This window comes from Streptomyces actinomycinicus (genome assembly GCF_016741775.1).
Classification (GTDB): Bacteria; Actinomycetota; Actinomycetes; order Streptomycetales; family Streptomycetaceae; genus Streptomyces; species Streptomyces actinomycinicus.
Map to the genome: position 1 here is coordinate 139,830 of NZ_JAERRK010000013.1, position 24,367 is coordinate 164,196.

Here is a 24,367-nt window from a genome sequence, read left to right on the forward strand (position 1 = left end):
GGTCTTCCGTGCGGTCCGCTCCGGAGCCGCCCGGCGGGCGTTTTCCCTGCGGCCGGCTTCAGCGCTGCCCGGCGGGGGTCTTCCGTGCGGTCCTGGACTCCGGCCGGTCCTTGCGGCCGCGTCGCCACACCACCACGGGCAGCACCGCGGCGACGGCCAGGCCCTGCGGGGCCACCGTCAGGGACGCGCCGGCCGAGGACTGCTGGTCGAGGCCGGGCTGGTCGAAGGTGTCCGGGACCGGGAGGGTGCCCCAGCGGTTGATCGGCCAGGCCTTGACGATCGCCCGGCCGACGACCTCGTCGACGGGGACCATTCCGCGGTGCTTGTCGGACTGGTTGTAGCGGGAGTCCCGGGAGTTCTGCCGGTGGTCGCCCATGACCCAGATGTAGCCCTCGGGGACCTTCACCTTGAACTGGCCGCCCTGCTTGTCCACCGTGCACGGCGTGTTGCCGGGGTAGATGTAGGGCTCGTTCAGCGCCTTGCCGTTGACCCGCAGCGGTCCGCTGCCCTTGCACTCGACCGTGTCACCGCCGACCCCGATCACGCGCTTGATGAGGTCCTTCTCGTCCGCGGACGGCATCAGGCCGATCTTGCTGAGGACCTTCTGGGCCAGGTTCGGCGTCGGCGTGGGTTCGCCCGCGAGCCAGCTGTCCGGGTCGTGGAAGACGACGACCTCGCCGCGCTCGGGCTCGGAGCCGAACCACGGGGTGAGCTTGTCCACCAGGACGCGGTCGCCCTGCTGCAGGGTGTTCTGCATCGAGTCGGACGGGATGGAGAACGCCTGCACCAGGAACGTCTTGATCAGCAGCGCCAGGACCAGCGCGATACCGATCAGGATCGGCAGTTCCTTCCAGAAGGAGCGCTGCTTCTTCGGCCGCTGCCCGGCCTCGTCCGGGTCCGTGTCCTCGGCGCGCGGCCGCTGCCCGTCCGCGGGCGTGCCGTCGTCGCCGGCCGCCGCGTCATTCCCGGAGGTCATGGCGCTGTCCGAGGCGGGCACGGGCGGCTCCACGGGGTGCCCGCGGTGCTCCTCGCCGTCGTGTCCCGACCGTGCGCCAACCGCCACATCCCCCACGCCAACTCCTCACTCTGTGCCGCCGCCTGCCCCGTACACGGTGCAGGCCCACCACTCCCATAACGAGCGGGAGTTCCGCAGGGGTCGGGAGGTGGGTCGTTCCGTTCGGTTCCTCGGAGGCAACCCTATGCGACCGCGGAGCCGCAGCGGTCGTCCCCGACACGGAGTCGGTGACACTTGCAAAGGTTTTAGGTTCTTCCAGGCGCGTCCAGTGTCCGACGGGCCAGCCGATGACCATCGCGCGGCCGACCACCGAGCCCTCGGAGACCGTGCCGCCGTAGGCGGTGTCCTGGTGGGAGCGGGAGTCCGCGGAGTTGCCCCGGTGGTCGCCCATCACCCACAGCCGGCCCTTGGGGACGGTGATGTCGAAGCGCATGGTGGAGGGGACGTCCCCCGGGTAGAGGTAGTCGCCCTCGGTGAGGGGTACGCCGTTGACGGTGACCCGGCCCTGCGCGTCGCAGCACCTGACGTGGTCGCCGCCGACCCCGATGACCCGCTTGATCAGGTCCTTCTCGTTGTCGGAGGGCAGCAGGCCGATGAAGGCCAGGCCTTGCTTGAGCTGCTTGACGACGACGGGGTCGTTCTTCTTGGTGGTCTGCTCGTCCGCCAGCCAGCCGCCCGGGTCGTGGAAGACGACGACGTCACCGCGCTGTGGCTTGGAACCGAACCACGGGGTGAACTTGTCGACCAGGACACGGTCGCCGATCCGGATCGTCTGCTCCATGGAGCCGGACGGGATCACGAAGGCCTGGACGAGGAAGGTCTTGAGGACCAGCGCTATGAGGACGGCGACACCGACCAGGAGGGGGATCTCCCGGACGGCCGAACGCCTCCGCTTGCGCTTGACCTTGCGTTGCAGTTTCCGGCGCTCCGCGCGCGTGCGGCCGCCGCCGGGCGCGGAGGTCCGGCGGGCCCCGGTGGGCAGCAGGTTGTCGGCGGGGTCGGCGGGTACCCCGCGCGGTTTGCCGCGGTTACCCATGGGCGCCCCCCGTGGTTGCGTCGGGCACGCGCGCGTAGGCGGACGGCCGCGTCAGATGCGTCCAGTGGCGGTACGGCCACACGATCCAGTCGGCCCGGCCGATGACGTCGGAGACCGGGATCATGCCGCCGCCGGGCGAGCCGAGGTGGTCGCGGGAGTCGCTGGAGTCACTGCGGTGGTCGCCGAGCACGAAGAGGCGCCCGGCGGGCACGGCGACGTCGAAGGGCACGCCGGAGGCCGTGTCCCCGGGATAGAGGAACGCCGTCTCGTCGACGGGCCGGCCGTTCACCTCGATCCTCCCCTTCTTGTCACAGCAGACCACGTGGTCTCCGCCGACGCCGACCACGCGCTTGACGTAGTCGGCGTCCCCGAAGTACCCGGAACCGTCGAACACGATCACGTCACCGCGGCGCGGCTCGGCACCGAAACGGTACGCCAACTTGTTTACGAGAACGCGGTCCCCGATCCTCAATCCCTGTTCCATGGATCCGCTCGGGATCTGGAAGGGCTGCGCCGCGAAGGCGTTGAGGAGCAGCAGGAAGGCCAGGCAGACGAAGACGGTGAGGGTGATCCGGCCGCCCGGGAGCCACTCGGCGACCCGCGCGACCAACGCGAAACGCGACCGGCCCTCCGTCCCCGGAGTACCCGGGTGGGAGGAGCGGTCGCGTTCCGTCGGCTGTGCTTCGGTGTCCATCGGAGCAGGATGCTATCCCGCCCCGCTGTGGGACTCCGTCAGAGCACTCAGCTCTCGCGCTTCTCCTTGATCTTCGCGGCCTTGCCGCGCAGCTCACGGAGGTAGTACAGCTTGGCGCGGCGCACGTCACCCTTGGTGACCAGCTCGATCTTCTCGACGATCGGGGTGTGCACCGGGAAGGTGCGCTCGACGCCGACGGAGAACGAGACCTTGCGGACCGTGAAGGTCTCGCGGACACCGGCGCCCTGGCGGCGGATCACAACGCCCTTGAACTGCTGCACACGGGAGCGGTTGCCCTCGATGACGCGGACGTGGACGTTGACGGTGTCGCCCGGGCGGAAGGCCGGGATGTCGCTGCGCAGCGACGCGGCGTCGACGGTGTCGAGCAGGTGAGACATTTCGTCTGCTTTCTTCGCTGATGCCACAGGTCATCAACGGAAACTAGGGGTTCCTGAGGAGTGTCGTGCGGATCGGGACGGGCGTCGTGTCCCCCTGTGGCAGGGGCGCACGCCGGACGGACGCACAACAGCGGTCTATTCTTCCACGCCCTCGGCCCGGCGCCAAAATCGGCCGTACGGCTCGCCCTCCGGGTCCGGTTCCCAGCCGAGGATGGAGAGCATCTCGCGGTCCTTCTTGTCGAAGGCCTTGGGCTCGCAGCGCTCGATCAGGTCGGGCCGGTGCGCGGTCGTACGCCTCAGGGCCTCGTCGCGGCGCCAGCGGGCGATCTTGCCGTGGTGGCCGCTGAGCAGCACGTCCGGGATGTCCCGGCCGCGCCAGACGGGCGGCTTGGTGTAGACGGGACCTTCGAGCAGGTTCGCCATCGCGCCGGGCGCGAAGGAGTCGTCGCGGTGGGACTCGGCGTTGCCGAGGACACCGGGGAGCAGCCGGGCGACGGCCTCGGTGACGACCAGGACGGCCGCCTCGCCCCCGGCGAGGACGTAGTCGCCGATGGACACCTCGTAGACCGGCATGCGGGTGGCGTACTCGTCCATGACCCGTCGGTCGATGCCCTCGTAGCGGGCCGGCGTGAAGATCAGCCAGGGGCGCTCGGCCAGTTCGACGGCCAGTTCCTGGGTGAAGGGGCGGCCGCTCGGGGTGGGGACGATCAGTGCGGGGGTGTGAGCACCGCTCTCGTAGCCGTCGGCGAGGACGGAGTCGAGGGCGTCGCCCCAGGCATCGGTCTTCATGACCATGCCGGGACCGCCGCCGTACGGCGTGTCGTCCACCGTGTTGTGCCGGTCGTACGTCCACGCGCGCAGGTCGTGCACCTGGACGTTCAGCCGGCCACGCGCGCGTGCCTTGCCGACGAGGGAGACGTTCAGGGGCTCGAGGTACTCGGGGAAGATCGTGACGACGTCGAGGCGCATCAGGACTCGCCCTCGGCGTCACGGGACGGCTCACCCTGGACGTCACCGGACGGCTCACCCTCGGCGTCACGGGACGGCTCACCCTCGGCGTCACGGGACGACGCGATCTCCGCGCGGTCGTCGATCAGGCCCGGGGGCGGCGTGATGACCGCCTTCTGCTCGGTCAGGTCGATCTCGGTGACGATCTCCTCCACGAAGGGGATCATCACCTCGCTGCCGTCGGGGCGCTCCACGATGAACAGGTCCTGCGAGGGCAGGTGCGAGATCTCGGTGATCCGGCCGACCTCCGTGCCGTCCTCGGTGACGACGTCGAGGTCGATCAGCTGGTGGTCGTAGTACTCGTCCTCGTCCTCGGGCAGCTGCTCGGGGTCCACCTCGGCGATGAGGAGGGTGTTGCGCAGCGCCTCGGCTCCGTTGCGGTCCGAGACGCCCTCGAAGCGCAGCAGCAGACGGCCGCTGTGCACCCGGCCGGTGGCGATGGTGAGCGGCCCGGTGGCGGCCGGGTCGGTGGCCAGGACGGCGCCCGGGGCGAGCCGCAGCTCGGGCTCGTCGGTACGTACCTCGACGGTGACCTCGCCCTTGATGCCGTGGGCGCGGCCGATCCGTGCGACTACCAGCTGCACGTGTCCAATTCTCCTGTCATCTCCTGCACGGCGTCCTGCCGGGGTACGCCGCCCATACGACTGCGGGCCGGGGACGGCCCAGTGGCCCTCCCCGGCCCGAGCCGGTTGCGATGAAGCGTCAGCGGACGTGGTCCACGTCGACGAGGTCGACACGGACACCACGGCCGCCGATGGCGCCCACGACGGTACGCAGGGCCCGCGCGGTGCGGCCGTTGCGGCCGATCACCTTGCCGAGGTCGTCCGGGTGCACCCGGACCTCGAGCACGCGCCCGCGGCGCAGGTTGCGCGAGGCGACCTGCACATCGTCAGGGTTGTCGACGATGCCCTTCACGAGGTGCTCAAGCGCCTCTTCGAGCATGCTGCTCAGGCCTCGGTCGACTCGGACTCAGCCGCAGCCTCGTCCTTCTTCTCAGCCTTCTTCTTCTGGGTGATCGCCTCACCCTTGCCCTCGTCGTCACCGCCGAGAGCCTCGAACGACGGACGCGCGGCCTTCGGCTCGGCGACGAGGAGCGGCGCGGGAGCCGGCTCGCCCTTGAACTTCTGCCAGTCGCCGGTCTTCTTCAGGATGGCGAGGACGGGCTCGGTCGGCTGCGCGCCGACACCCAGCCAGTACGCGACGCGGTCGGCGTCCACCTCGATGACCGACGGGTTGTAGGTCGGGTGGTACTTGCCGATCTCCTCGATGGCCCGGCCGTCACGGCGGGTACGGGAGTCGGCGACGACGATGCGGTAGTGAGGCGAACGGATCTTGCCCAGACGCTTCAGCTTGATCTTGACTGCCACGGGAGTGGATTCTCCTGGATTTGACGTGGTTGGGCACGGCGAGACGCCGCGTGGGGTTGCGGTACCCGAGTGCCCGATGGACGCGTCAGCCGGAGGAGAGAGGGGTCCTGTGCGGCTGTCGAGTACAGCTAGCCATTGTGCCACACCCCGCGGGCCGCTCCTGGCCGAGGGTGCGGCGGCCGCGGCGGGGCATGCCGGGGAGGCACCCGGCGTGGAGGTGAGGTCACGTCGGGTGCACCGCCCGGTGCTGTGAAGTTGCCGCCCGCGGTCGCGAGCTGATCCTGCGGCTGCCACGAGCAGTCGCAGGATCAGCTCGCCGCCGCCCCCACGACCTCCGGGATGCGGAACGGCTTGCCGCAGCCGCCGCACACGATCGGGGCCTGGGCCAGGACCGAGGGGACCACCCGGACGTTGCGGCCGCAGTCGCACACCGCCTTGACGCGGACCCCGCCGCCGGAGGAGCCGTGCCGGGCGGCCGGGCCGCGGAAGGTGCGGGACGTGTCGGACGAGGTGGCCGCCGTGTGGGCCTTCAGCGCGCGCTGCAGCCGCTCGATGGTCGGGCGGTAGCGCCGCTTCGCCTCGGGGTTGAGCGTGACCAGGGAGAAACCGCTGCTCGGGTGCGGTTCCTCCGGGTGGTCCAGGCCCAGCTCCTCGGCGATCGCGAGGAAACGGCGGTTGTGGTAGCGCCCGGCCCGGGAGGTGTCGCGGATCCCTCGGGCGGCGGCGATGCCGTGGACTGCCTCGTGGAGGAGTCGCTCGAAGGAGAGTTCGTGCCCGCACGCGGACGACGACTCTCCGATCAGGGATTCTGGCGCGGCGAGGTCCGGCAGCTCGGGGTGGTACCGCTGAATGTCGGCCCACGCCTGCGCCAGCTCTGCGGCGAGAACAGGTGGTGTCTGTGTCGTGCTCACGTAATGACAACGAGCGGGGGTGCCGCTGTGTTCCTATTCCGGGGCATCCCAAATAATTTGCACGTACCCGTCAGTTGGCACTGATGCGTCCTGACGAGGGCGGGTGCGACGATCTGCGGAGAAGGCTCACAGCTCCTACCAAGCTGGTGCGTAGTCCGCACTACGCCCCGCTCGTGAGCCCGGAAGCGACGGTGCCCGGCCGCGGCGCAAGACAGGTTTCGGCCGCTCTCGGAACGCGACGTCACTCATGTCAGCGCCGCCGGCCTCCGTGACGTTACCGTCCGCCGCCCGGGGCCCCCGTCACCGGCCCGTCCCCGGGCCCGGACACCGTACGGCCATCCAGATTGCCGGGACGTGAAATCTCGCCACACATGGCTCCTGGGCCCAAACCGGGGCCCACGCCCCCTGGACGGCACCGCGAGCCGGGAGTTACCTGGCATACGTGGGAAGTGCGCGCACGGCACGGGGGGCACACAACCGGGCGCAGCGGCGACTGTCGGCGGATTGGGGCGCTTACCTATGACACCTACGCTCGTGCGGCAGCACACGTCTCACGCGGGCTCCGCACCCCGCGTGGACCTGAGCGCACGCGCGCGTGACTGGTCCGAGATCCAGGAGCGGATGCTGGTACCGCTCTACGACTCCGTGTACGAACGGCTCGACGTGGGCCCCGGCACCCGGCTGCTGGGCCTGCGCTGCGGCTCCGGGCTGGCCCTGCTGATGGCGGCCTCCAGAGGTGCCGCGGTCACCGGTGCCGACTCCGCCTCCCCCGAACGGCTCGCCCTCGCCCGCGAGCGGCTGCTGCCGGGCACCCCGCCCGGCAGGAGCAGAAGCAGCCCCCGCGGCACGCGCGCGCGTACGGGCCCACGGCTCGTGGGCGGCGCACCCGCGGACGTGGCCGGCCGGGAGGCCCGGTACACCCTGGTGACCGTCTTCGAGCCGATCGGCGGCCTCGCGGGCGACTCCGAGGGGCTCGGCGAACTCCTCGCCGGCGCGGTACCGCTGGCCGCCCCCGGGGCCGCCGTGGTGCTGGCCGGCTGGGGCCCGCCCGAGCGCTGCGCCACCTCGTCGGTGCTGCGGGTGGCGACGAAACCGGCCGACCCGGTGCACGGCTCGGGCAGCTGGCGTCCCGCTCGGCGGGACGACCTGGAGGAGGCCGTCCAGCGGGCCGGGCTCAGGCCGGACGGCTCGGGCCGGGTCGCCTGCCCGTTCGGGTACGCCGACCTCGACAGCGCGGTACGGGGCCTGCTGTCGACCGGACTGTTCGACGCGGCGATCGCGGCGACCGACGCCAGACAGGTCGACAAGGAGCTGACGGAAGCCCTGCACCCCTACCGGCGCCAGGACGGCACGGTGTGGATGCCGAACGTCTTCCGTTACCTGATCGCCCGCGTGCCCTAGGCGTCCTGGGCCGCGGTCGGCTCCTCGGCGGGGCGGCCCTCGCCCGCCGTGCACCGCCGGACCAGGGCGTGTCCCGGGACGAGGAAGGCGGTCCGTGTACTCACCCTCGCGGGCTTTCCTCCGGGCGCTCAGGGCCTCGGCCCGGCCGGGGCGCGGTGCCGCTAGACGTCCCCCTTGGCGAGGCGGGTGATCCCGGCGATCCGGTACGCGTCCGCCTCCTCCAGCGTCTCGTTCTCCAGCAGGGCCCGGGCGAGGGCGTCCAGCTGGCCGCGGTGCTCGCGGAGTTTGCGGCAGGCCTCCTCGTAGCACTCGTCCACGATCCGCCGCATCTCGCCGTCGATGACATCCAGCGTCTGCGGGGCGGCTGCGAGGCCGTACGCCTGCTGGGCGTCGTTCGGGAGCGCGGAGAGGCGGCCGACCTCCGGGCTCATGCCCCAGCGGGACACCATGCCGCGCGCGATGTTGGTGACCTGTTCCAGGTCGCTCTCGGAGCCGGTGGTGATCACGTCGTAGACGACGTGCTCGGCCGCCATTCCGCCGAGGGCGCCGATGATCCGGCCGCGCAGGTACTCCTCGGTGTACGCGTACTTGTCCGATTCCGGAGTCGACAAGGTGACGCCCAGCGCCCGGCCGCGCGGCACGATCGTGATCTTGCGGACCGGGTCGGCGCCCGGCTGCAGCATGCCCAGCAGGGCGTGCCCGCTCTCGTGGTAGGCGGTACGCCGGCGCTCCTCCTCCGGCATCACCAGCGGACGTTCCGCGCCGAGCTGCACCTTCTCCAGGGCCTCGGAGAGATCGGACCGGGTCACCCGCTCCTGCTTCCGCTTCACCGCGAGCAGTGCGGCCTCGTTGGCGAGGTTCGCCAGCTCCGCGCCCGTCATGCCCGGTGTCGTACGGGCCACTTGGGCCAGGTCGACGTCGTCGGCGAGCGGGATGTCACGGGTGTGGATCTCCAGGATGGCCTCGCGCCCGCTGCGGTCCGGCGGCGAGACCTGGACCACCCGGTCGAACCGGCCGGGGCGGGTGAGTGCCGGATCGAGGATGTCGGCGCGGTTGGTGGCGGCGATCACGATGACACCCTCGGAGCCCGAGAAGCCGTCCATCTCGGTGAGGATCTGGTTGAGGGTCTGCTCGCGTTCGTCGTGGCCGCCCATCGAGGCGCCGCCGCCGCGGGCCCGGCCGATGGTGTCGATCTCGTCGATGAAGATGATCGACGGCGCGACCTTGCGGGCCTCCGCGAACAGCTCCCGCACCCGGGAGGCACCGACGCCCACGATCATCTCGATGAACTCGGACGCGGACGCCGAGAAGAACGGCACCCCGGCCTCCCCCGCGACCGCCCGCGCGAGCAGTGTCTTTCCCGTGCCGGGCGCCCCCGCGAGCAGCACACCGCGCGGCATCTTGGCGCCCATGCGGCGATAGGCGTCGGGGTTCTTCAGGAAGTCGACGACGTCGTTCAGCTCGCCCTCGACCTCGTCGATGCCGGCCACGTCGGCGAACGTGGTGCGCTTCTCCCCCGGCACCAGTTCCACGGGCTTGGGCGGCGCCTTCCGGCCGAGCATGCCGCCGGCACCGCCGAGTCCCGCGCTCATCCGGCGCGCGAAGAACACCCACACGGCGATCAGCAGCACGATGGGCGCCAGCGAGAGCAGCAGGTTGGCGAGAAAACTGCGGTGCTGGACGACCGGCTCGGCCGTGACGTTCACGTTGTGCTTGGCCAGGTTCGCCCAGAGGTCGTCGTCCGCGAAGGACGGCCGCTCGGTGTTGAACTTGGTGTACGTCGCCCCGCCGTCCGGGTCCTTCTGCTCCTTCTTGAGCTGGCCCTGGATGGAGTCGCCCTTGGCGTAGATCTTCTCGACGTTGCCGTCGTTCACCTGCCTGCTGAACTCGGTGTACGAGATCGTCGGCTCGTCGGCCTGGTCGAAGTAGGACAGCACCAGGTTGGCGATCAGGTACACGACCAGCGCGGTGAGGATCAGCCGCCACCAGCCGCCCCGTATCCGCCGGCCGCCGGGCGGCTGCGGCGGTTCCTCCGGGGCGCCCTCGGTACGCCACGGCTGGTCCGGTGACTTGCGCGGCGGGGCCGGGTTGGTCATACCCGGACGGTACGGCACCGGCCCGGCGGCGGCACGCGCAGGGGCGCCCCTCCGGCGGAAGGGCGCCCCTGCGACCGTACGGGCCCGGTCAGCCCATGAACTTCTTGAACTCGTCCGGCAGCTCGAAGTCCTGCCCGGCCTGCTGGCCCGGCAGACCGAAGGCACCGCCGGCCTGCTCGGCGGCCTCGCGACGCTGGGCCGCCTCCAGCTCCTGCTGCTTGCGCTTCATCGGGTTGCCGGAGCGCTGCTTGCCCTTGGCCTTCTTCGGCTGCTTCTTCTGCCGGCCGGGGCCGCCGCCCATGCCCGGGATCCCCGGCATGCCCGGCATGCCGCCGCCCTGGGCCATGCGGGACATCATCTTGCGGGCCTCGAAGAACCGCTCCACGAGTCCCTTGACCGCGCTGACCTCGACACCGGAGCCCTTGGCGATACGGGCGCGGCGGGAGCCGTTGATGATCGTCGGGTCCTGGCGCTCGGCCGGGGTCATCGACTTGATGATCGCGCCGACCCGGTCGACCTCCCGCTCGTCCAGGTTGGCGATCTGGTCCTTGATCTGGCCCATCCCGGGGAGCATGCCGAGCAGCTTGCTGATGCTGCCCATCTTCCTGACCTGCTCCATCTGGGACAGGAAGTCGTCCAGGGTGAAGTCCTGGCCCTTCTTGGACGCCAGCTTCGAGGCCATCTTCTGGGCCTCTTCCTGGCTGAACGTCTTCTCCGCCTGCTCGATCAGGGTGAGCAGGTCACCCATGTCGAGGATGCGGGAGGCCATCCGGTCCGGGTGGAACGCGTCGAAGTCGTCCAGCTTCTCGCCGTTCGACGCGAACATGATCGGCTTGCCGGTGATCTGCCGGATGGACAGGGCCGCGCCACCGCGGGCGTCACCGTCGAGCTTGGACAGCACCACGCCGTCGAAGCCGACGCCGTCACGGAAGGCCTCGGCGGTGTTGACGGCGTCCTGACCGATCATGGCGTCGACCACGAACAGGATCTCGTCCGGCGAGACCGCGTCCCGGATGTCCGCGGCCTGCTGCATCATCTCGGCGTCGATACCGAGGCGGCCGGCGGTGTCCACGATCACGATGTCGTGGACCTTGGACCTCGCGTGCTCGATGGACTCCTTGGCGACCTTCACCGGGTCGCCGACGCCGTTGCCCGGCTCCGGCGCGTACACCGCGACACCGGCACGCTCGGCGACGACGCTCAGCTGGTTGACGGCGTTGGGGCGCTGGAGGTCGGCGGCGACCAGCAGCGGCGAGTGGCCCTGCTCCTTGAGCCAGCGGCCGAGCTTGCCCGCGAGGGTGGTCTTACCGGCACCCTGGAGACCAGCCAGCATGATCACGGTGGGCGGCTGCTTGGCGAACCGCAGGCGCCGGGTCTCGCCGCCGAGGATGGTGATCAGTTCCTCGTTGACGATCTTGAGGACCTGCTGGGCCGGGTTCAGCGCCCGGGACACCTCGGCGCCGAGCGCGCGTTCCTTGAGGTTCTTGATGAAGGTACGCACGACGGGCAGCGCCACGTCTGCTTCCAGCAGCGCGATACGGATTTCACGGGCCGTGGCGTCGATGTCCGCCTCGGAGAGCCGTCCCTTGCCGCGCAGGTTCTTGAAAGTCGCTGACAGGCGATCGGAGAGAGTGTCGAACACGGCGCTCGCGGTCCTCGGGGTCGGTGACGGTCTGGAAGGGAATCGCCCTCCAGGGTATCCCGGCCTCGAAGAGACCGGGGAAGGGTCATCCGCGCAGCGTCTCCTCCAGCGCCCGGGCGGTCGACGCGGCGTCCCCGCCGGGCAGCGGCGCCCCCGCCCCGGTCGTGACGTAGAACGCATCCACCGCGTTCGCTCCCAGCGTGCTCACATGCATGCTCCGCACCCGTACACCCGCCTTCTCCAGGGCCATGCCGATGCGGTGCAGCAGGCCCGGTGCGTCCTGGGTGCGGACCTCGATCACCGTGGCGTGCCGGGAGGCCGCCGGGGCCACCGTGACGCGGGGCGGCGGGGCGGTCCAGCCACGGCGGCGGGGGTAGGCCGCGTCGCGTTCGGCGAGCCGGCCGGCGATGTCCAGGGAGCCGTCCAGGGCACGGACGAGGTCGGCGCGCAGCCGGGTCGCCTGCGGCAGGGAGCCGTACTCGGCGGCGACCCGCCAGTTGAGGAGGAGGACCGAACCGTCGTCCTCCACGTCGTCGGGCAGGCGCAGGGCGCGCAGCTCCGCCGTACGGACGGTGAGCCGGTGCACGGCCAGGACACCGGCGACCGCGGGGAGCACGGCGGGCTGGTCGGGTACGGCGATGAGGAGTTCGACGCCCAGGGGTTCCGGGTCGCCGGACGGCTCCGCGCCGGCGGCCGGCTCGGGCTGGGCGCGCAGGGCGAGGACCGGGCCGCCGGTGCGGAAGGCCTCGATGGCGAGACGCTCCTGCTCGGCGGTGGGCGCGGCCGGCTCGGGCTCCTCGGGGGCGTCCCCGGCGAGCAGGGCGGAGACCCGTCGTACGAGGTCGGTGACGAGGGAGCCGCGCCAGGAGGACCAGGCGGCCGGGCCGGTCGCGAGGGCGTCCGCCTCGGTGAGGGCGTGCAGCAGCTCCAGGGTGCTCTGGCTGCCGACCGCCTCGGCCACCGAGCGGACGGTGGCGGGGTCGTCGAGGTCGCGCCGGGTGGCCGTCTCGACGAGCAGCAGGTGGTGGCGGACCAGTGTCGCCAGCACGGCCACGTCGGCCCGGTCGAAGCCGATCCGTGCGGCGACGTCCCTGGCGATGATCTCGCCGGCCACCGAGTGGTCGCCGGGCCAGCCCTTGCCGATGTCGTGCAGCAGCGCGGCGACGAGGAGGAGGTCCGGGCGGCTCACGCGGCGGGTGAGTTCGGAGGCGCGGACGGCCGTCTCGATCAGGTGCCGGTCGACGGTCCACAGGTGGACGGCGTTGCGCTGGGGGCGGCAGCGGACCCGCTCCCAGTCCGGGAGGAGGCGCGTGATCATGCCCTCGGCCTCCAGTGCCTCCCAGACCTCCACGGTGGGGCGGCCGGAGCCGAGCAGGGTGACCAGCTGTTCCCGGGCCTCGGCGGGCCAGGGCGTGGGCAGGGGACGCGTGGTCGCGGCCATGCGCCGTACGGCGTGCAGGGAGAGCGGCAGGCCGGCCTGGGCGGCGGCGGCCGCGGCGCGCAGCGGGAGCACGGGGTCGCGTTCGGGGCGTGCGGTGCGGGCGAGCACCACCTCACCGTCCTGTTCCACCACGCTCTCGGCGAGCGGGGAACGCTCGGCGCCGGGTTTGCCGCCGCCCGGCGACCTGCCGTCGCCCGCCACCGCCCTTCTGAGGAAGTCGCCGCGCTCCCGCGCCAGCTTCCGCAGCCGCGGCCGTACGGCGCGCGAGCGCAGCACGCGCCCCACTTCGCGCCAGGTGACGTCACTGGCGTACGCGATCACCCGGGCCGCCTCGTAGACCTGCCGCAGCAGGGTGTCGGCGTCGAGCAGTTCCAGCTCGGCGGCCACCTGGTCCTGGTCCTGCAGGGCGAGCCGGTCGGTGGCGCGGCCGGTGGCCAGGTGGAGGGCGTCGCGGACGTCGAGCAGCCGGCGGCGGGCGTCGGCAAGGCCCTCGCGCGGGGCGTCGGCGAGCCAGGAGGCGGCGACGGCACGCAGGGCGGTGGCGTCGCGCAGGCCGCCGCGGGCCTCCTTGAGGTCGGGTTCCAGCAGGTAGCGCAGCTCGCCCTGGCGGGCCGCGCGCTCGGCGCAGAGTTCCTGGAGTTCGGGGAGGCGCCCGGGGGCCTGGTTGCGCCAGTCCGCGAGGGCGGCGGTGCGCAGGCCGGCGGTGAGGGCGGGGTCGCCGGCGAGGTGGCGGGCGTCCAGGAGGCCCAGGTGGACCTTCAGGTCGTCACCAGCCGTCCTGCGGGCCTCCGCGGGGGTGCGGACGGAGTGGTCCAGGGCGAGGCCGAGGTCCCAGACCGGGTACCAGAGCCGGTCGGCGAGGGCGGCGACGGCGCCGGAGTCGGAGCCGTCGTGCAGCAGCAGGAGGTCGAGGTCGCTGCGCGGGGACAGCTCCCCGCGGCCGTAGCCGCCGACGGCGACGAGGGAGACGCCTGGCAGTGCGCCGGCCGCCGCGCCGAACAGTCCGGCGAGCCAGCTGTCGGTCAGGCCGGCGAGGGCGGCACGGCGCGGCGGCCCGGACCGCGCCCCCTCGGTGAGGAGGCGCAGCCGGGCCGCCGCGTAGCCGCCGGGTCCCGAGTCATCCGCTTCGTTCCGCACATCCGTACCCGTCACCCGGCGACTCCTGTCCTTGCTGTCGTGATCAGAGCGCGTCCGGCCCGCGCTCGCCGGTGCGGACCCGTACGGCGGTCTCGACCGGCACGGACCAGACCTTCCCGTCACCGATCTTGCCCGTGCGGGCCGCCTTGACGACGACTTCGATCAGCTGATCGGCGTCATCGTCCTCGGCCAGCACCTCGATGCGGATCTTCGGGACGAGGTCGACGGTGTACTCGGCACCGCGGTAGACCTCGGTGTGTCCCCGCTGCCGGCCGTAGCCGCTGGCCTCGGTGACCGTGAGGCCGTGGACGCCGAAGGCCTGGAGGGCTTCCTTGATCTCGTCGAGCCGGTGGGGCTTGACGACCGCGGTGATGAGCTTCATGCGTCCACCTTCTTGTTCTGCGTGGCGGCCAGGGCCGAAGCGGCTGCGGCGGAGCCGACGACACCGCCGCCGGCGCCGCTGAAGTCGTAGGCGGTCTCGGCGTGCTCGGCCTGGTCGATGCCGGAGATCTCCTCGTCCTCGGTGACCCGCATGCCGATCGTCCTGTCGAGCAGGAAGGCGAGGACGGCGGAGGCGACCAGGGAGTAGGCGAGGACCGCGCCGACGCCGGCGCACTGCTTCCAAAGCTGGGTGAAGGAGTGGTCGCCGTAGAAGACGCCGGTCGCGGTGGACTGGCCCTTGCCGGTGGCGAAGAAGCCGATGAGCAAGGAGCCGATGATGCCGCCGACCATGTGGACGCCGACGACGTCGAGGGAGTCGTCGTAGCCGAACTTGAACTTCAGGCCGACAGCCGCGGCGCAGGCGACACCGGCGACGGCGCCGACGGCGATCGCGCCGAGCGGGGAGACCGCGCCGCCGGAGGGGGTGATGGCGACCAGGCCGGCGACCGCACCGGAGGCCGCGCCCAGCGTGGTGAACGCGCCGTGCCGGATCTTCTCGTAGGCGAGCCAGGCCAGCATGGCGGCGGCGGTGGCGACCTGCGTGTTGACGAACATCAGCGCGCCGACGCCGTCGTCGTTGCCGAGCCAGGATCCGGCGTTGAAGCCGAACCAGCCGAACCAGAGCAGACCGGCTCCGAGCATGACCAGCGGAAGGCTGTGCGGGCGCATCGGGTCCTTCTTGAAGCCGACGCGCTTGCCGATGACCAGGATCACGCCGAGCGCCGCGGCACCGGCGTTGATGTGGACGGCCGTACCGCCCGCGAAGTCGATCACGCCGAGCTTGTAGGCCCAGCCGTCGGCACCCCAGACCCAGTGGGCGACCGGGACGTAGACGATCGTGACCCACAGGGCGATGAAGAGCGCCCAGGCGGAGAACTTCACCCGGTCGGCGAGGGCGCCGCTTATCAGGGCCGGCGTGATGATCGCGAACATCAGCTGGAAGACCATGAAGACGAAGACCGGGATGGTGTAGCCGTCCCAGAGTTCCGTCAGGCCGATGTCGCTGAGGCCGAACCAGTCGGTGTTCCAGCCGATGAGGCTGTTCTTCGTGCCGAAGGCGAGGGAGAAGCCGTAGAGCACCCACAGAATGGTGACGATGCCCATGCTGATGAAACTCATCATCAGCATGTTGAGGGTGCTCTTGACGCGGACCATGCCCCCGTAGAAGAAGGCCAGGCCCGGGGTCATGAGCAGCACCAGGGCGGAACAGATGAGCATGAAGCCTGTGTTCGCGGAGGACAGCTTGGGTGCCTCCGCGGCAAGCGTGATGGCTGGTGCCATCGGCGTCTCCTCGTCGGTTGGTACGGCCCCGTGCGGGCGGTGCCTGAGCGATCCGGGCGGTTGAGGGGTGGGCCGGTTATGCGCCATGAGATTGGCGCAGCGCGGTTTCGGTGGGAGCCCCTCGTTGTTTCGCCGGGGTGACGAAGGCGCCTTGCGTGTTACGCGTCCATGAACTGCAGGATGTCCGGCGCGCCATTCGTTATCGTGGCGCAACCTTCTCCGGGAGGAAAAAAGGCCGGCCGCGGCGGGCCTCTCGATGACCTGGCGTGGGGGAGCCGAGTCGGGCAGTTCGGGAGGACCGGCCGCGGCCGGGGCATGTGCTGCTCGGGGTGGTCAGACCGCTTCGGCGGCCTCCGGCAGGTCGACGGCGAGCTGGTCGGTGAGGTCGGACACGGCGGCCAGCTCGCCGTAGTCACGCACGGCGGTGTCGACCGTCTTCCGGATACGGGTGTTCACCCGCTCGGAGCGGACCTTCTTGGCGATCTCCATCGCCCGGGCGGCGTAGCTCGTGCTCTCCTCGGGCTCGCGTTGCAGCAGGTGCACGGTGGCCATGCCGATGAGGTTGAGTGCGTACGAGCGCTGGTGCTCGCTGTCCTCGGCGAACTTCTCCACCGCCTTCCGCATGAGCGGCTCGGCGAGGGAGGCGTAGGTCGGGCTGCGGCCGGCGACATAGGCCAGGTCGCGGTAGGAGTGGGAGTTCTCGCCGTACAGCTCGGCCTCGGAGAAGAAGCGGATCCAGTCGGGGTCCGGCTCGTCCCACTCGTCGGCCTCGGCGAAGGTGTCCTCGGCCATGCGGACGGCGCGTTTGGTCTTGCCGGGCTGGCCCATGTTGGCGTAGGCGCGGGCCTCCATCGCATACAGCATGGACTGGGTGCGCGGGCTCGCGCAGTCGCGGCTGCCGTACTGGGCGAGGTGGATCAGTTCCAGCGCGTCCTCGGGCCGGCCGAGATGGATCATCTGACGGCTCATGCTGGACAGGATGTAGGAGCCGAGCGGCTTGTCCCCGGCTTCCTTGGCGGCGTGCAGCGCCAGCACGAAGTACTTCTGGGCGGTGGGCTGGAGGCCGATGTCGTACGACATCCAGCCGGCCAGTTCCGCCAGCTCGGCGGCTACCTGGAAGAGCTTGCGGGTGGTGGCCTCGGGCTGGGGTTCCTGGAGCAGGTCGGTGACCTCGTGCAGCTGGCCGACGACGGCCTTGCGGCGCAGACCGCCGCCGCACTGGGCGTCCCACCTGCGGAACATGCGGGTCGTGGACTCCAGCAGGTCCAGCTCGGGCTTGGACAGCCGGCCCGGCCTGCGGGCGTCGAGGGCGCTCTCCGGCTCGGCCGGGGCGCCGTGGCCCGGCGTGGGCACGAGCCAGCGCTGCATGGGCTCGATGAGGGTCGGGCCCGCGGACAGCGCGAGGGAGGTGCCGAGGAAGCCACGCCGGGCGAGCATCAGGTCGCTGCGGGAGAACTCGCCGAGCAGGGCGATGGTCTGCGGGCCCGTCCAGGGCAGGTCGACACCGGACGCGGCGGGTGACTGGCGGGCGGCGCGCAGGCCGAGGTCCTCGATGGAGACCACGCAGCCGAAGCGCTCGGAGAACAGCTCCGAGAGGATGCGCGGGATCGGCTCGCGCGGGTTCTCCCCGTCCAGCCAGCGGCGCACGCGGGAGGTGTCGGTGGAGATGTGATTGGCGCCCAACTGGCGTGCCCGGCGGTTCACCTGGCGGGCCAGCTCGCCCTTGGACCAGCCGCTGCGCACGAACCACGAACCGAGCAGCTCGTTGGGGCGCTTGTCAGCGTTCGTCCCGCCACTGCCGTTGCCGCTCACTGGAACGCCCCCATCCCTGGAACCACCTGTCGCCGAGTGCGCCAAGCCCTATCAGAATGCCGGTAAATACGGCCTCCCGTCCGCCGGTTCTCACCCTTCGAACGAGTTGACGCCTTGCCTCCGGCATACCCACGAGTGCATGTGCCCCGGGGACTCGCACACTCACAGTAATCCTACGATCACCCGCTCAGCCACGTGGATCCCGGAAACGCCACCATTCGCCACCCCTTCGAATGAACTCACGGTCGGCCCCTCGCGATTCACTTGACACAGGGCGACCGGAAGTAGGCGGAGTGACGCACTCGGGGGCGCATGGCCCGCGGTGTGCCACCCGGTGCGCCTCGACGCGCCGCTTTGCCCCTACGGGACGAGGGGCAGGCGGAGCCGTAGCGTTACGTTCCGCTTCCGTCTCGTTCCGTGTCGTAACCACCGGCGCGCCGGACCCGTTGGAGGGGGCATGGGCTTCACGATCGGCGGCATCCGCGAGATCCGCACCGGCACGCGTCGGCGGGGCCGTTCCTCGGAGTGCACCGCCGTCGCCGAGTTCACCGGGCTGTGGGCCTGGGACGTGGTGCCGGGCGCGCGGGCCGCCGCGGGCGAGTGCTCGTGCGGGCACGCCGGCTGTCCGGCGCCGGGCGCGCATCCGCTGGACTTCGCGCCCCGGGTGCCGGCCCGGGCCACGCTGGACGAGGTGAGCAAGGCCTGGGCGGAGTTCCCGGGAGCCTCGGTGATGCTGCCGGTGGGCCGCGCGTTCGACGTCGTCGAGGTCTCGGAGCCGGCCGGGCGCCGCGCCCTGGCCCGGCTGGAGCGCATGGGGCTCCCCCTCGGACCGGTCACCGCGACGCCGGACGGCCGCGCCCACTTCTTCGTCGCACCCGGTGCGGCGGCCGACCTCCCCCGGCTGCTGTACCGGATGGGCTGGGACGACCCGGCCGCGCTGGACCTGCGCGGCCTCGGTCCCGGCGCGTACATCACCGCGCCGCCCTCGGACCGGGGCGGCCTGGGCCCGGTGCGCTGGCTGCGCCCGCCCGCGCTGGACTCGGCGACCCGGCCGCCGGCGGCACGGCTGCTGCTGGGCACGCTGGCCTACGTCGCCCACCGCTCCCGTCCGTGACGCGCCGCCGCAAGGCGAAGCGCCCGTCCCCAACTGCACCTTGGGGGCGGGCGCTTCTCGCGATCGTCCAGGAACGTTCCCGGCCGGCAGGGCGCCTGCGGAGATCCGGAGGCCGGGTCAGTCGCCGATCAGGGCGTCCACGAACGCCTCGGGCTCGAACGGCGCGAGGTCGTCCGCCCCCTCGCCGAGCCCGATCAGCTTCACCGGCACGCCCAGCTCGCGCTGGACCGCGACGACGATGCCGCCCTTGGCCGTACCGTCCAGCTTGGTCAGCACGATGCCGGTGATGTCCACCACCTCGGCGAACACGCGGGCCTGCACCAGGCCGTTCTGACCGGTGGTGGCGTCCAGGACGAGCAGCACCTCGTCGAGCGGTGCGTGCTTCTCGACCACGCGCTTGACCTTGCCCAGCTCGTCCATGAGGCCGGTCTTGGTGTGGAGACGGCCGGCGGTGTCGATGAGGACGACGTCGACCCCCATCTCCTTGCCTTCCTTCACCGCGTCGAAGGCGACGGAAGCGGGGTCGCCCGCCTCCGGGCCGCGCACGGTGTAGGCGCCGACGCGTTCGCCCCAGGTCTGGAGCTGGTCGGCGGCGGCGGCACGGAAGGTGTCGGCGGCGCCGAGCACGACGCTACGGCCGTCGGCGACCAGGACCCGGGCCAGCTTGCCGGTGGTGGTGGTCTTGCCGGTGCCGTTGACGCCGACGACCATCACGATGCCCGGCTTGCGGTCCTCGGGCTCGGTCTTCACGGTGCGGTCGACGTCGGTGCCGACCAGCTTGAGCAGCTCCTCGCGCAGCAGACCGCGCAGCTCCACCGGGGTGCGGGTGCCGAGCACCTTCACGCGTTCGCGCAGGCGCTCGACCAGCTCCTGGGTGGGCTGCACGCCTACGTCGGCGGTGAGCAGCGTGTCCTCGATCTCCTCCCACGTGTCCTCGTCGAGGTGCTCGCGGGAGAGCAGGGTGAGCAGGCCCTTGCCGAGGGCGTTCTGCGAGCGGGACAGGCGGGCGCGCAGGCGGACCAGCCGGCCTGCGGTGGGCTCCGGGATCTCGATCTCGGGAGCCTCGACAATGGGGGGCTCCTCCACGGCGACCGGTGCCGAGCCGCCGGGGAGATCCACCTCCTCGATCGTCCGGCGCGGTTCGTCGCGCGGCGTCTCGGCCTCGTCGCCGACGTGCGGCTCGGCCGGGGGCGCGGTGATGTCGGGCGCAGCGGGGGGCGGCGGGGGCAGCGGCTTCCGGCGCCGGCTGCCCACGATCAGCCCGCCGAGCGCGCCGAGCACGACCACGGCGATGACTACAGCAAGGATGACGGTTTCCATAACCCGACCAGTATCGGCCATGGGGTAGCCCGGAGCCCCGTTTGTGCGTTCCTCTGAGAGACAAAGGCCACTTAATGAGAGGACTCGGAGCAAAGTACGATGGTGGCGACTCTATCCACGCGCGTAGAGTCCCCACGTCACCTTGTCCCCCCATGTCTGGCACCTCTTTCATGAGCAAAACCGTCGAGACCGAAGGCGCTCTCGAAACCCGCGGCATCGAGCAGGTCCCCGACCACGAGCGCACCGCGCGGACCCGTGAGCTGTTCCCCACCTGGGTCGGCGCGAACATCAGCGTGCTGCTGCTGACGATGGGCGCGAGCCTGGTCGTGGCGTACCACCTGAACATCTGGCAGGCGCTGGTCGTCGCGGTGGCCGCACCGATCGTGTCGTACGGCCTGGTCGGCCTGATCGGCATCGCCGGCAAGCGCGGCGGCGCCCCCGGCATGGCGCTGTCGCGGGCGGTCTTCGGACAGCGCGGCAACCTGCTGCCCGGTTCGCTGATCTGGATCGCGCGCTGGGGCTGGGAGACGATCAACGCGGTCACCGGCGCCTACGCGATGCTCTCCATCCTGGAGATCCTGTTCGGCGTCGAGGCGAACAGCGTGCTGGACATGGTGATGCTGCTGCTGTTCGTCGTCGCGACCTTCGCGATCTCGGGGCTCGGCATCAACGCCGTCCAGAAGTGCAACAAGTACGCGACCTACCTCTTCGGCGTCTTCTCGGTGCTCGTCCTGGGCTACCTCGTGGCGAACACCGACTGGTCGAAGGTGATGGACCACAGCGCCGGTTCCACGGCCGCGGTGATCACCGGCATCGGCATGATCGCGGCGGGCGGCGTCAGCTGGATCCCGTCCGCCCCGGACTTCACGCGCTACCTGCCGCGCACGGCGTCCTCGAAGGCGATCGTGGGCACGGCGGTCGGCGGCGCCGGCGTCGTGGTCCTGCCCATGGTCCTGATGGGCGCGGTGATGGCGGTCTCCACGCCGGACCTGGCCTCGGCGACCGACCCGGTGTCCTTCCTCGGCGAGATCCTGCCGACCTGGATCGCGGTGCCGTACCTGTTCATCGCGCTGATCGGCATGCTGCTGATCAACTCGATGTCGATGTACTCGGCGGGCTTCACCGCGCAGACCCTGGGCTTCAAGGTGCCGCGGCACTGGGCGGTCTCGGTCAACGCCGTGATCTCGCTGATCTTCGGCGGGGTGCTGATGCTGGTGGCGACCAGCTTCATGGGCTCGTTCATCGCCTTCCTGTCGCTGCTGGCCGTCGCGTTCTCGGCCTGGGTCGGCGTGTTCGGCGCGGACATGCTGCGCCGCACGGAGTACGACGGCCGGGCCATGGCCGACACCACCCGTACCAGCGCCTACTGGTACCGGGGCGGCTTCTCCCCCGCGGCCGTCGCGGCCTGGGCGGTCGGTCTGCTGTCGGGCCTGATGTTCACCACCTCGGACTGGTTCACCGGCCCGCTCGCGAAGAACAACGTGATCGGCGAGTACGGCCTCGGCTGGGTGGCGACCATCGTGATCTCCGGCGCGCTGTACGCGGTGCTGCCGAAGCCGGCGGTGGTCACCCCGGCGCAGGCCGACGAGCCCGCCGGGGAGCCCGCGACCGCCGGCGTCTGACCGCGCGGACCATGGCGATCTGACGCTGCGTCAGCTACCGTCCCCCTCCATCGAGCCGTACCGGAGGGGGACTTCGCATGCCCGTCACGGTCGTACGTTTCAACCTCGTCGCTCCCGGCGCCGGGCCCGCCGCCCTGTCCGCGCGCTACCGGGCCGCTCTGGAGATGGCCGCGTACGCGGACGAGCACGGGATCAGCACCGTGCAGACCGAGGAGCACCACGGCGCCGACAACAACTGGCTGCCGTCGCCGTTCACCTTCGCGGGCGCGGTGTTCGGGGCGACCCGCCGGATCGCGGTGACCGTGTCGGCGGTGATCGGCCCGCTGCACGACCCGCTGCGGCTGGCCGAGGACATCGCCGTGCTGGACCTGCTCAGCGGCGGACGCCTCGTGACGGTCGCCGGGATCGGCTACCGGCCCGAGGAGTACGCCCTGTTCGACGTGGACTGGAAGCGCCGGGGCCGGCTCCAGGACGAGGTGCTGCAGACGCTGCTGCGGGCGTGGACCGGCGAGGAGTTCGAGTACCGGGGCCGCCGGGTACGGCTCACCCCGCGCCCGTACACCGAACCGCACCCCCTGTTGCTGGTGGGCGGCTCCTCGGGGGCCGCCGCCCGGCGGGCCGCCCGGCTCGGCCTGCCGTTCTTTCCGAGCGCGCACCTGCCCCAGCTGGAGGCGTACTACAAGGAGAAGCTGACCGAGTACGGCACCGAGGGCTGGGTGATGATGCCGGCCGCCGAGACCCCGCTGCTGCACGTCGCCGAGGACCCGGACCGGGCGTGGGCGGAGTACGGCGGCCACTTCCTGCACGAGGCCCGGACGTACGCCTCCTGGCAGTCGGAGCAGATCCGCTCGGCGGTGAGGTCGGCGGCCACGACGGTGGAGGAACTGCGCGCGGAGGGCGTGTACCGGGTCCTCACGCCGCAGGAGTGCGTGGCACTGGGCGCCGACAGCCTGGTCCTGCACCCGCTGGCGGGCGGGATGCCGCTCGAGGAGGGCTGGCGCAGCCTGCGGCTGTTCGCGGAGCGGGTGCTCCCGGCGCTGGGCAACTGACGCCCGTACTGCACCGCCGCCCCCGGTCCGGGCAGTGGCCGGGCCGGGGGCGGCGGGTGGTACGAGGAGAGGGGCAGCGGGGACTTGGCCCTTCTCCCCGAGTCGGGGGGCCGGTCAGCCCATCTCCTCCAGGGACTTGCCCTTCGTCTCCTTCACGAACTTCAGGACGAACGGGATGGAGAGCGCGGCGAAGACCGTGTAGATCACGTACGTGCCGGACAGGTTCCAGTCGGCCAGCGAGGGGAAGCTCGCGGTGATCGCCCAGTTGGCGACCCACTGCGCGGCGGCGGCCACGCCCAGCGCGGCGGCACGGATCCTGTTCGGGAACATCTCGCCGAGCATGACCCAGACGACCACGCCCCAGGAGAGGGCGAAGAAGAGGACGAAGACGTGGGCGGCGACCAGGGCGACCCAGCCCTGGGTGCTCGGCAGCTTGCCGTCGACCAGGTGGTAGCTGAACGCCCAGGCCTCCAGGGCGAGGCCGACGGCCATGCCGACCGAGCCGATCAGGGCGAGCGGCCTGCGGCCGATGCGGTCCACGAAGATCATGGCGATCACGGTGCCGACGATGTTGATGATCGACGTCGTGAAGGAGTAGAAGAACGAGTCCGTCGGGTCGACGCCGACCGACTGCCACAGCGTCGAGGAGTAGTAGAACGCGACGTTGATGCCGACGAACTGCTGGAAGACCGACAGGCCGATGCCGACCCAGACGATCGGCTTGAAGAAGAAGCCGCCGCCCAGCAGGTCCTTGAAGGACGACTTGTGCTCGCTCCGCATCGCGTGCTCGATCTCGGCGACGCGGGCGTCCAGGTCGGTGCCCTTGCCCTCGACCTCGGCGAGGATCTCCTTGGCGCGCTCACGCTTGCCGACGGAGAGCAGGAAGCGCGGGGACTCGGGGATCGCGAGCGACAGCAGGCCGTACAGGACGGCCGGGACGACCATCACGCCGAGCATGACCTGCCAGGCCTCCAGGCCCATCAGCTTGCCGCGCTGGTCGCCGCCGGCGGCGTTGAGCAGGCCCCAGTTGACCAGCTGCGAGATGGCGATGCCGACGACGATCGCGGCCTGCTGGAAGGAGCCGAGCCGGCCACGGTAGGCGGGCGGGGCGACCTCGGCGATGTAGGCCGGGCCGATCACGGAGGCCATGCCGATGGCGAAGCCGCCGACGATGCGCCAGAAGGCGAGGTCCCACAGCGCGAACGGCAGCGCGGAGCCGACGGCGCTGATGGTGAAGAGGACCGCGGCGATCTGCATGCAGCGGATGCGGCCGATGCGGTCGGCTATGCGGCCGGCGGTGGCGGCGCCGATGGCACAGCCGATGAGGGCGATCGCGATGACCTGGGCCAGAGCGGCGGAACCGATGTCGTAGCGGTCCCGGATGGCCTCGACGGCGCCGTTGATCACGGAGCTGTCGTAGCCGAAGAGGAAACCGCCCATGGCGGCAGCCGCTGCGATGAAGATGACGTGCCCGAGATGTTCGGGATGAGCCGTTCCGGCTCCTGACTGAGGTGCCTGCGTCGTGCTGGTCACGTGAATCTCCTCGGGCCGCGGCAACGCTGCCGTGGGTGGGGGCGAGCCC

Annotated in this window: 21 protein-coding genes; 4 read left to right on the forward strand and 17 right to left on the reverse strand. The window is 71.3% G+C overall.

The features are described 5' to 3' along the window. Positions 1-58 precede the first annotated feature (58 nt). From lepB (JK359_RS24100) to JK359_RS24140, 9 genes are all read right to left on the reverse strand, one after another. Complete coding sequence (gene lepB / locus JK359_RS24100; protein WP_201839363.1) at positions 59-1,072, reverse strand: signal peptidase I; 1,014 nt, start codon at positions 1,070-1,072, stop codon at positions 59-61. Next, positions 960-2,051 carry a signal peptidase I gene (gene lepB, locus JK359_RS24105; RefSeq protein WP_201839366.1) on the reverse strand — a complete coding sequence of 364 codons (1,092 nt, stop codon included), beginning with the start codon at positions 2,049-2,051 and terminating at the stop codon, positions 960-962. The genes lepB (JK359_RS24100) and lepB (JK359_RS24105) overlap by 113 nt, the downstream gene beginning before the upstream one ends. Further along, entirely contained in the window at positions 2,044-2,745 is a 702-nt protein-coding gene (gene lepB / locus JK359_RS24110) for a signal peptidase I (RefSeq protein ID WP_201839369.1), read from the reverse strand. The genes lepB (JK359_RS24105) and lepB (JK359_RS24110) overlap by 8 nt, the downstream gene beginning before the upstream one ends. Before the next feature lie 47 nt (positions 2,746-2,792). Next, entirely contained in the window at positions 2,793-3,143 is a 351-nt protein-coding gene (gene rplS, locus JK359_RS24115; RefSeq protein ID WP_201839372.1) for a 50S ribosomal protein L19, read from the reverse strand. 135 nt (positions 3,144-3,278) lie between these two features. Continuing rightward, positions 3,279-4,112 (reverse strand): tRNA (guanosine(37)-N1)-methyltransferase TrmD, encoded by an 834-nt coding sequence (gene trmD, locus JK359_RS24120; protein ID WP_201839374.1) that lies wholly within the window; start codon positions 4,110-4,112, stop codon positions 3,279-3,281. Next, positions 4,112-4,735 carry a ribosome maturation factor RimM gene (gene rimM, locus JK359_RS24125; protein WP_201839377.1) on the reverse strand — a complete coding sequence of 208 codons (624 nt, stop codon included), beginning with the start codon at positions 4,733-4,735 and terminating at the stop codon, positions 4,112-4,114. The genes trmD and rimM overlap by 1 nt, the downstream gene beginning before the upstream one ends. 118 nt (positions 4,736-4,853) lie before the next feature. After that, complete coding sequence (locus tag JK359_RS24130) at positions 4,854-5,093, reverse strand: RNA-binding protein (protein ID WP_003973401.1); 240 nt, start codon at positions 5,091-5,093, stop codon at positions 4,854-4,856. Between the two features lie 5 nt (positions 5,094-5,098). Beyond that, complete coding sequence (gene rpsP / locus JK359_RS24135; RefSeq protein ID WP_184970374.1) at positions 5,099-5,518, reverse strand: 30S ribosomal protein S16; 420 nt, start codon at positions 5,516-5,518, stop codon at positions 5,099-5,101. Positions 5,519-5,826: 308 nt separating this feature from the next. After that, a complete protein-coding gene (locus JK359_RS24140) occupies positions 5,827-6,429 on the reverse strand; it encodes a hypothetical protein (protein ID WP_201839381.1) in 603 nt (200 codons plus the stop codon). A 519-nt stretch (positions 6,430-6,948) separates the two neighbouring features. Between JK359_RS24140 and JK359_RS24145 the strand changes: the two genes are divergently transcribed. Continuing rightward, positions 6,949-7,830, forward strand: a complete 882-nt coding sequence (locus tag JK359_RS24145; RefSeq protein ID WP_201839384.1) for an MDR/zinc-dependent alcohol dehydrogenase-like family protein — start codon at positions 6,949-6,951, stop codon at positions 7,828-7,830. 161 nt (positions 7,831-7,991) lie between these two features. Here JK359_RS24145 and ftsH read toward each other — a convergent pair whose 3' ends face one another. The 6 genes from ftsH to nsdA all read right to left on the reverse strand — a co-directional run bounded on the left by ftsH (position 7,992) and on the right by nsdA (position 17,680). Beyond that, on the reverse strand, positions 7,992-9,926 hold the full coding sequence (ftsH, locus tag JK359_RS24150; protein ID WP_201839396.1) for an ATP-dependent zinc metalloprotease FtsH: 1,935 nt from the start codon (positions 9,924-9,926) through the stop codon (positions 7,992-7,994). An 88-nt stretch (positions 9,927-10,014) separates the two neighbouring features. Further along, positions 10,015-11,568, reverse strand: a complete 1,554-nt coding sequence (gene ffh, locus JK359_RS24155) for a signal recognition particle protein (protein WP_201839406.1) — start codon at positions 11,566-11,568, stop codon at positions 10,015-10,017. 85 nt (positions 11,569-11,653) lie between these two features. Continuing rightward, complete coding sequence (locus JK359_RS24160; protein WP_201839418.1) at positions 11,654-14,161, reverse strand: [protein-PII] uridylyltransferase; 2,508 nt, start codon at positions 14,159-14,161, stop codon at positions 11,654-11,656. 28 nt (positions 14,162-14,189) lie between these two features. Beyond that, complete coding sequence (locus JK359_RS24165) at positions 14,190-14,528, reverse strand: P-II family nitrogen regulator (RefSeq protein ID WP_201839420.1); 339 nt, start codon at positions 14,526-14,528, stop codon at positions 14,190-14,192. Next, a complete protein-coding gene (locus JK359_RS24170) occupies positions 14,525-15,868 on the reverse strand; it encodes an ammonium transporter (RefSeq protein ID WP_201839422.1) in 1,344 nt (447 codons plus the stop codon). Before JK359_RS24170 ends, JK359_RS24165 begins: the two co-directional genes overlap by 4 nt. A gap of 333 nt (positions 15,869-16,201) precedes the next feature. After that, positions 16,202-17,680 (reverse strand): transcriptional repressor NsdA, encoded by a 1,479-nt coding sequence (nsdA, locus tag JK359_RS24175; RefSeq protein ID WP_201839424.1) that lies wholly within the window; start codon positions 17,678-17,680, stop codon positions 16,202-16,204. Between the two features lie 457 nt (positions 17,681-18,137). Here nsdA and JK359_RS24180 point away from each other — a divergent pair, with 457 nt between their 5' ends. Further along, the gene (locus tag JK359_RS24180; RefSeq protein ID WP_201839426.1) at positions 18,138-18,794 is read left to right on the forward strand and encodes a bifunctional DNA primase/polymerase; all 657 of its coding nucleotides are present in this window, start codon (positions 18,138-18,140) and stop codon (positions 18,792-18,794) included. A 117-nt stretch (positions 18,795-18,911) separates the two neighbouring features. On the opposite strand, the gene ftsY is transcribed toward JK359_RS24180, so the two are convergent. Continuing rightward, entirely contained in the window at positions 18,912-20,114 is a 1,203-nt protein-coding gene (ftsY, locus tag JK359_RS24185; RefSeq protein ID WP_201839429.1) for a signal recognition particle-docking protein FtsY, read from the reverse strand. A gap of 170 nt (positions 20,115-20,284) precedes the next feature. On the opposite strand from ftsY, the gene JK359_RS24190 reads away from it, so the two are divergent. Next, a complete protein-coding gene (locus JK359_RS24190; protein WP_201839432.1) occupies positions 20,285-21,736 on the forward strand; it encodes a cytosine permease in 1,452 nt (483 codons plus the stop codon). Between the two features lie 77 nt (positions 21,737-21,813). Beyond that, positions 21,814-22,785, forward strand: coding sequence for an LLM class flavin-dependent oxidoreductase (locus JK359_RS24195; protein ID WP_201839435.1), 972 nt, complete (start codon positions 21,814-21,816; stop codon positions 22,783-22,785). Positions 22,786-22,899: 114 nt separating this feature from the next. Here the strand turns inward: JK359_RS24195 and JK359_RS24200 are convergent, their stop codons facing one another. Then, positions 22,900-24,318, reverse strand: coding sequence for a sugar porter family MFS transporter (locus JK359_RS24200; RefSeq protein WP_201839438.1), 1,419 nt, complete (start codon positions 24,316-24,318; stop codon positions 22,900-22,902). Positions 24,319-24,367 lie beyond the last annotated feature (49 nt).

Bases quoted from the DNA above. Each gene is read 5' to 3' on its own strand.
- trmD (WP_201839374.1), bottom strand. From the start codon at position 4,112: ATGCGCCTCGACGTCGTCACGATCTTCCCCGAGTACCTCGAGCCCCTG.
- ftsH (WP_201839396.1), bottom strand. From the start codon at position 9,926: ATGACCAACCCGGCCCCGCCGCGCAAGTCACCGGACCAGCCGTGGCGT.
- lepB (WP_201839369.1), bottom strand. From the start codon at position 2,745: ATGGACACCGAAGCACAGCCGACGGAACGCGACCGCTCCTCCCACCCG.
- JK359_RS24130 (WP_003973401.1), bottom strand. From the start codon at position 5,093: ATGCTCGAAGAGGCGCTTGAGCACCTCGTGAAGGGCATCGTCGACAAC.
- lepB (WP_201839366.1), bottom strand. From the start codon at position 2,051: ATGGGTAACCGCGGCAAACCGCGCGGGGTACCCGCCGACCCCGCCGAC.
- JK359_RS24145 (WP_201839384.1), top strand. From the start codon at position 6,949: ATGACACCTACGCTCGTGCGGCAGCACACGTCTCACGCGGGCTCCGCA.
- JK359_RS24190 (WP_201839432.1), top strand. From the start codon at position 20,285: ATGAGCAAAACCGTCGAGACCGAAGGCGCTCTCGAAACCCGCGGCATC.
- ftsY (WP_201839429.1), bottom strand. From the start codon at position 20,114: ATGGAAACCGTCATCCTTGCTGTAGTCATCGCCGTGGTCGTGCTCGGC.
- JK359_RS24170 (WP_201839422.1), bottom strand. From the start codon at position 15,868: ATGGCACCAGCCATCACGCTTGCCGCGGAGGCACCCAAGCTGTCCTCC.
- rplS (WP_201839372.1), bottom strand. From the start codon at position 3,143: ATGTCTCACCTGCTCGACACCGTCGACGCCGCGTCGCTGCGCAGCGAC.
- JK359_RS24165 (WP_201839420.1), bottom strand. From the start codon at position 14,528: ATGAAGCTCATCACCGCGGTCGTCAAGCCCCACCGGCTCGACGAGATC.
- JK359_RS24180 (WP_201839426.1), top strand. From the start codon at position 18,138: ATGGGCTTCACGATCGGCGGCATCCGCGAGATCCGCACCGGCACGCGT.
- JK359_RS24195 (WP_201839435.1), top strand. From the start codon at position 21,814: ATGCCCGTCACGGTCGTACGTTTCAACCTCGTCGCTCCCGGCGCCGGG.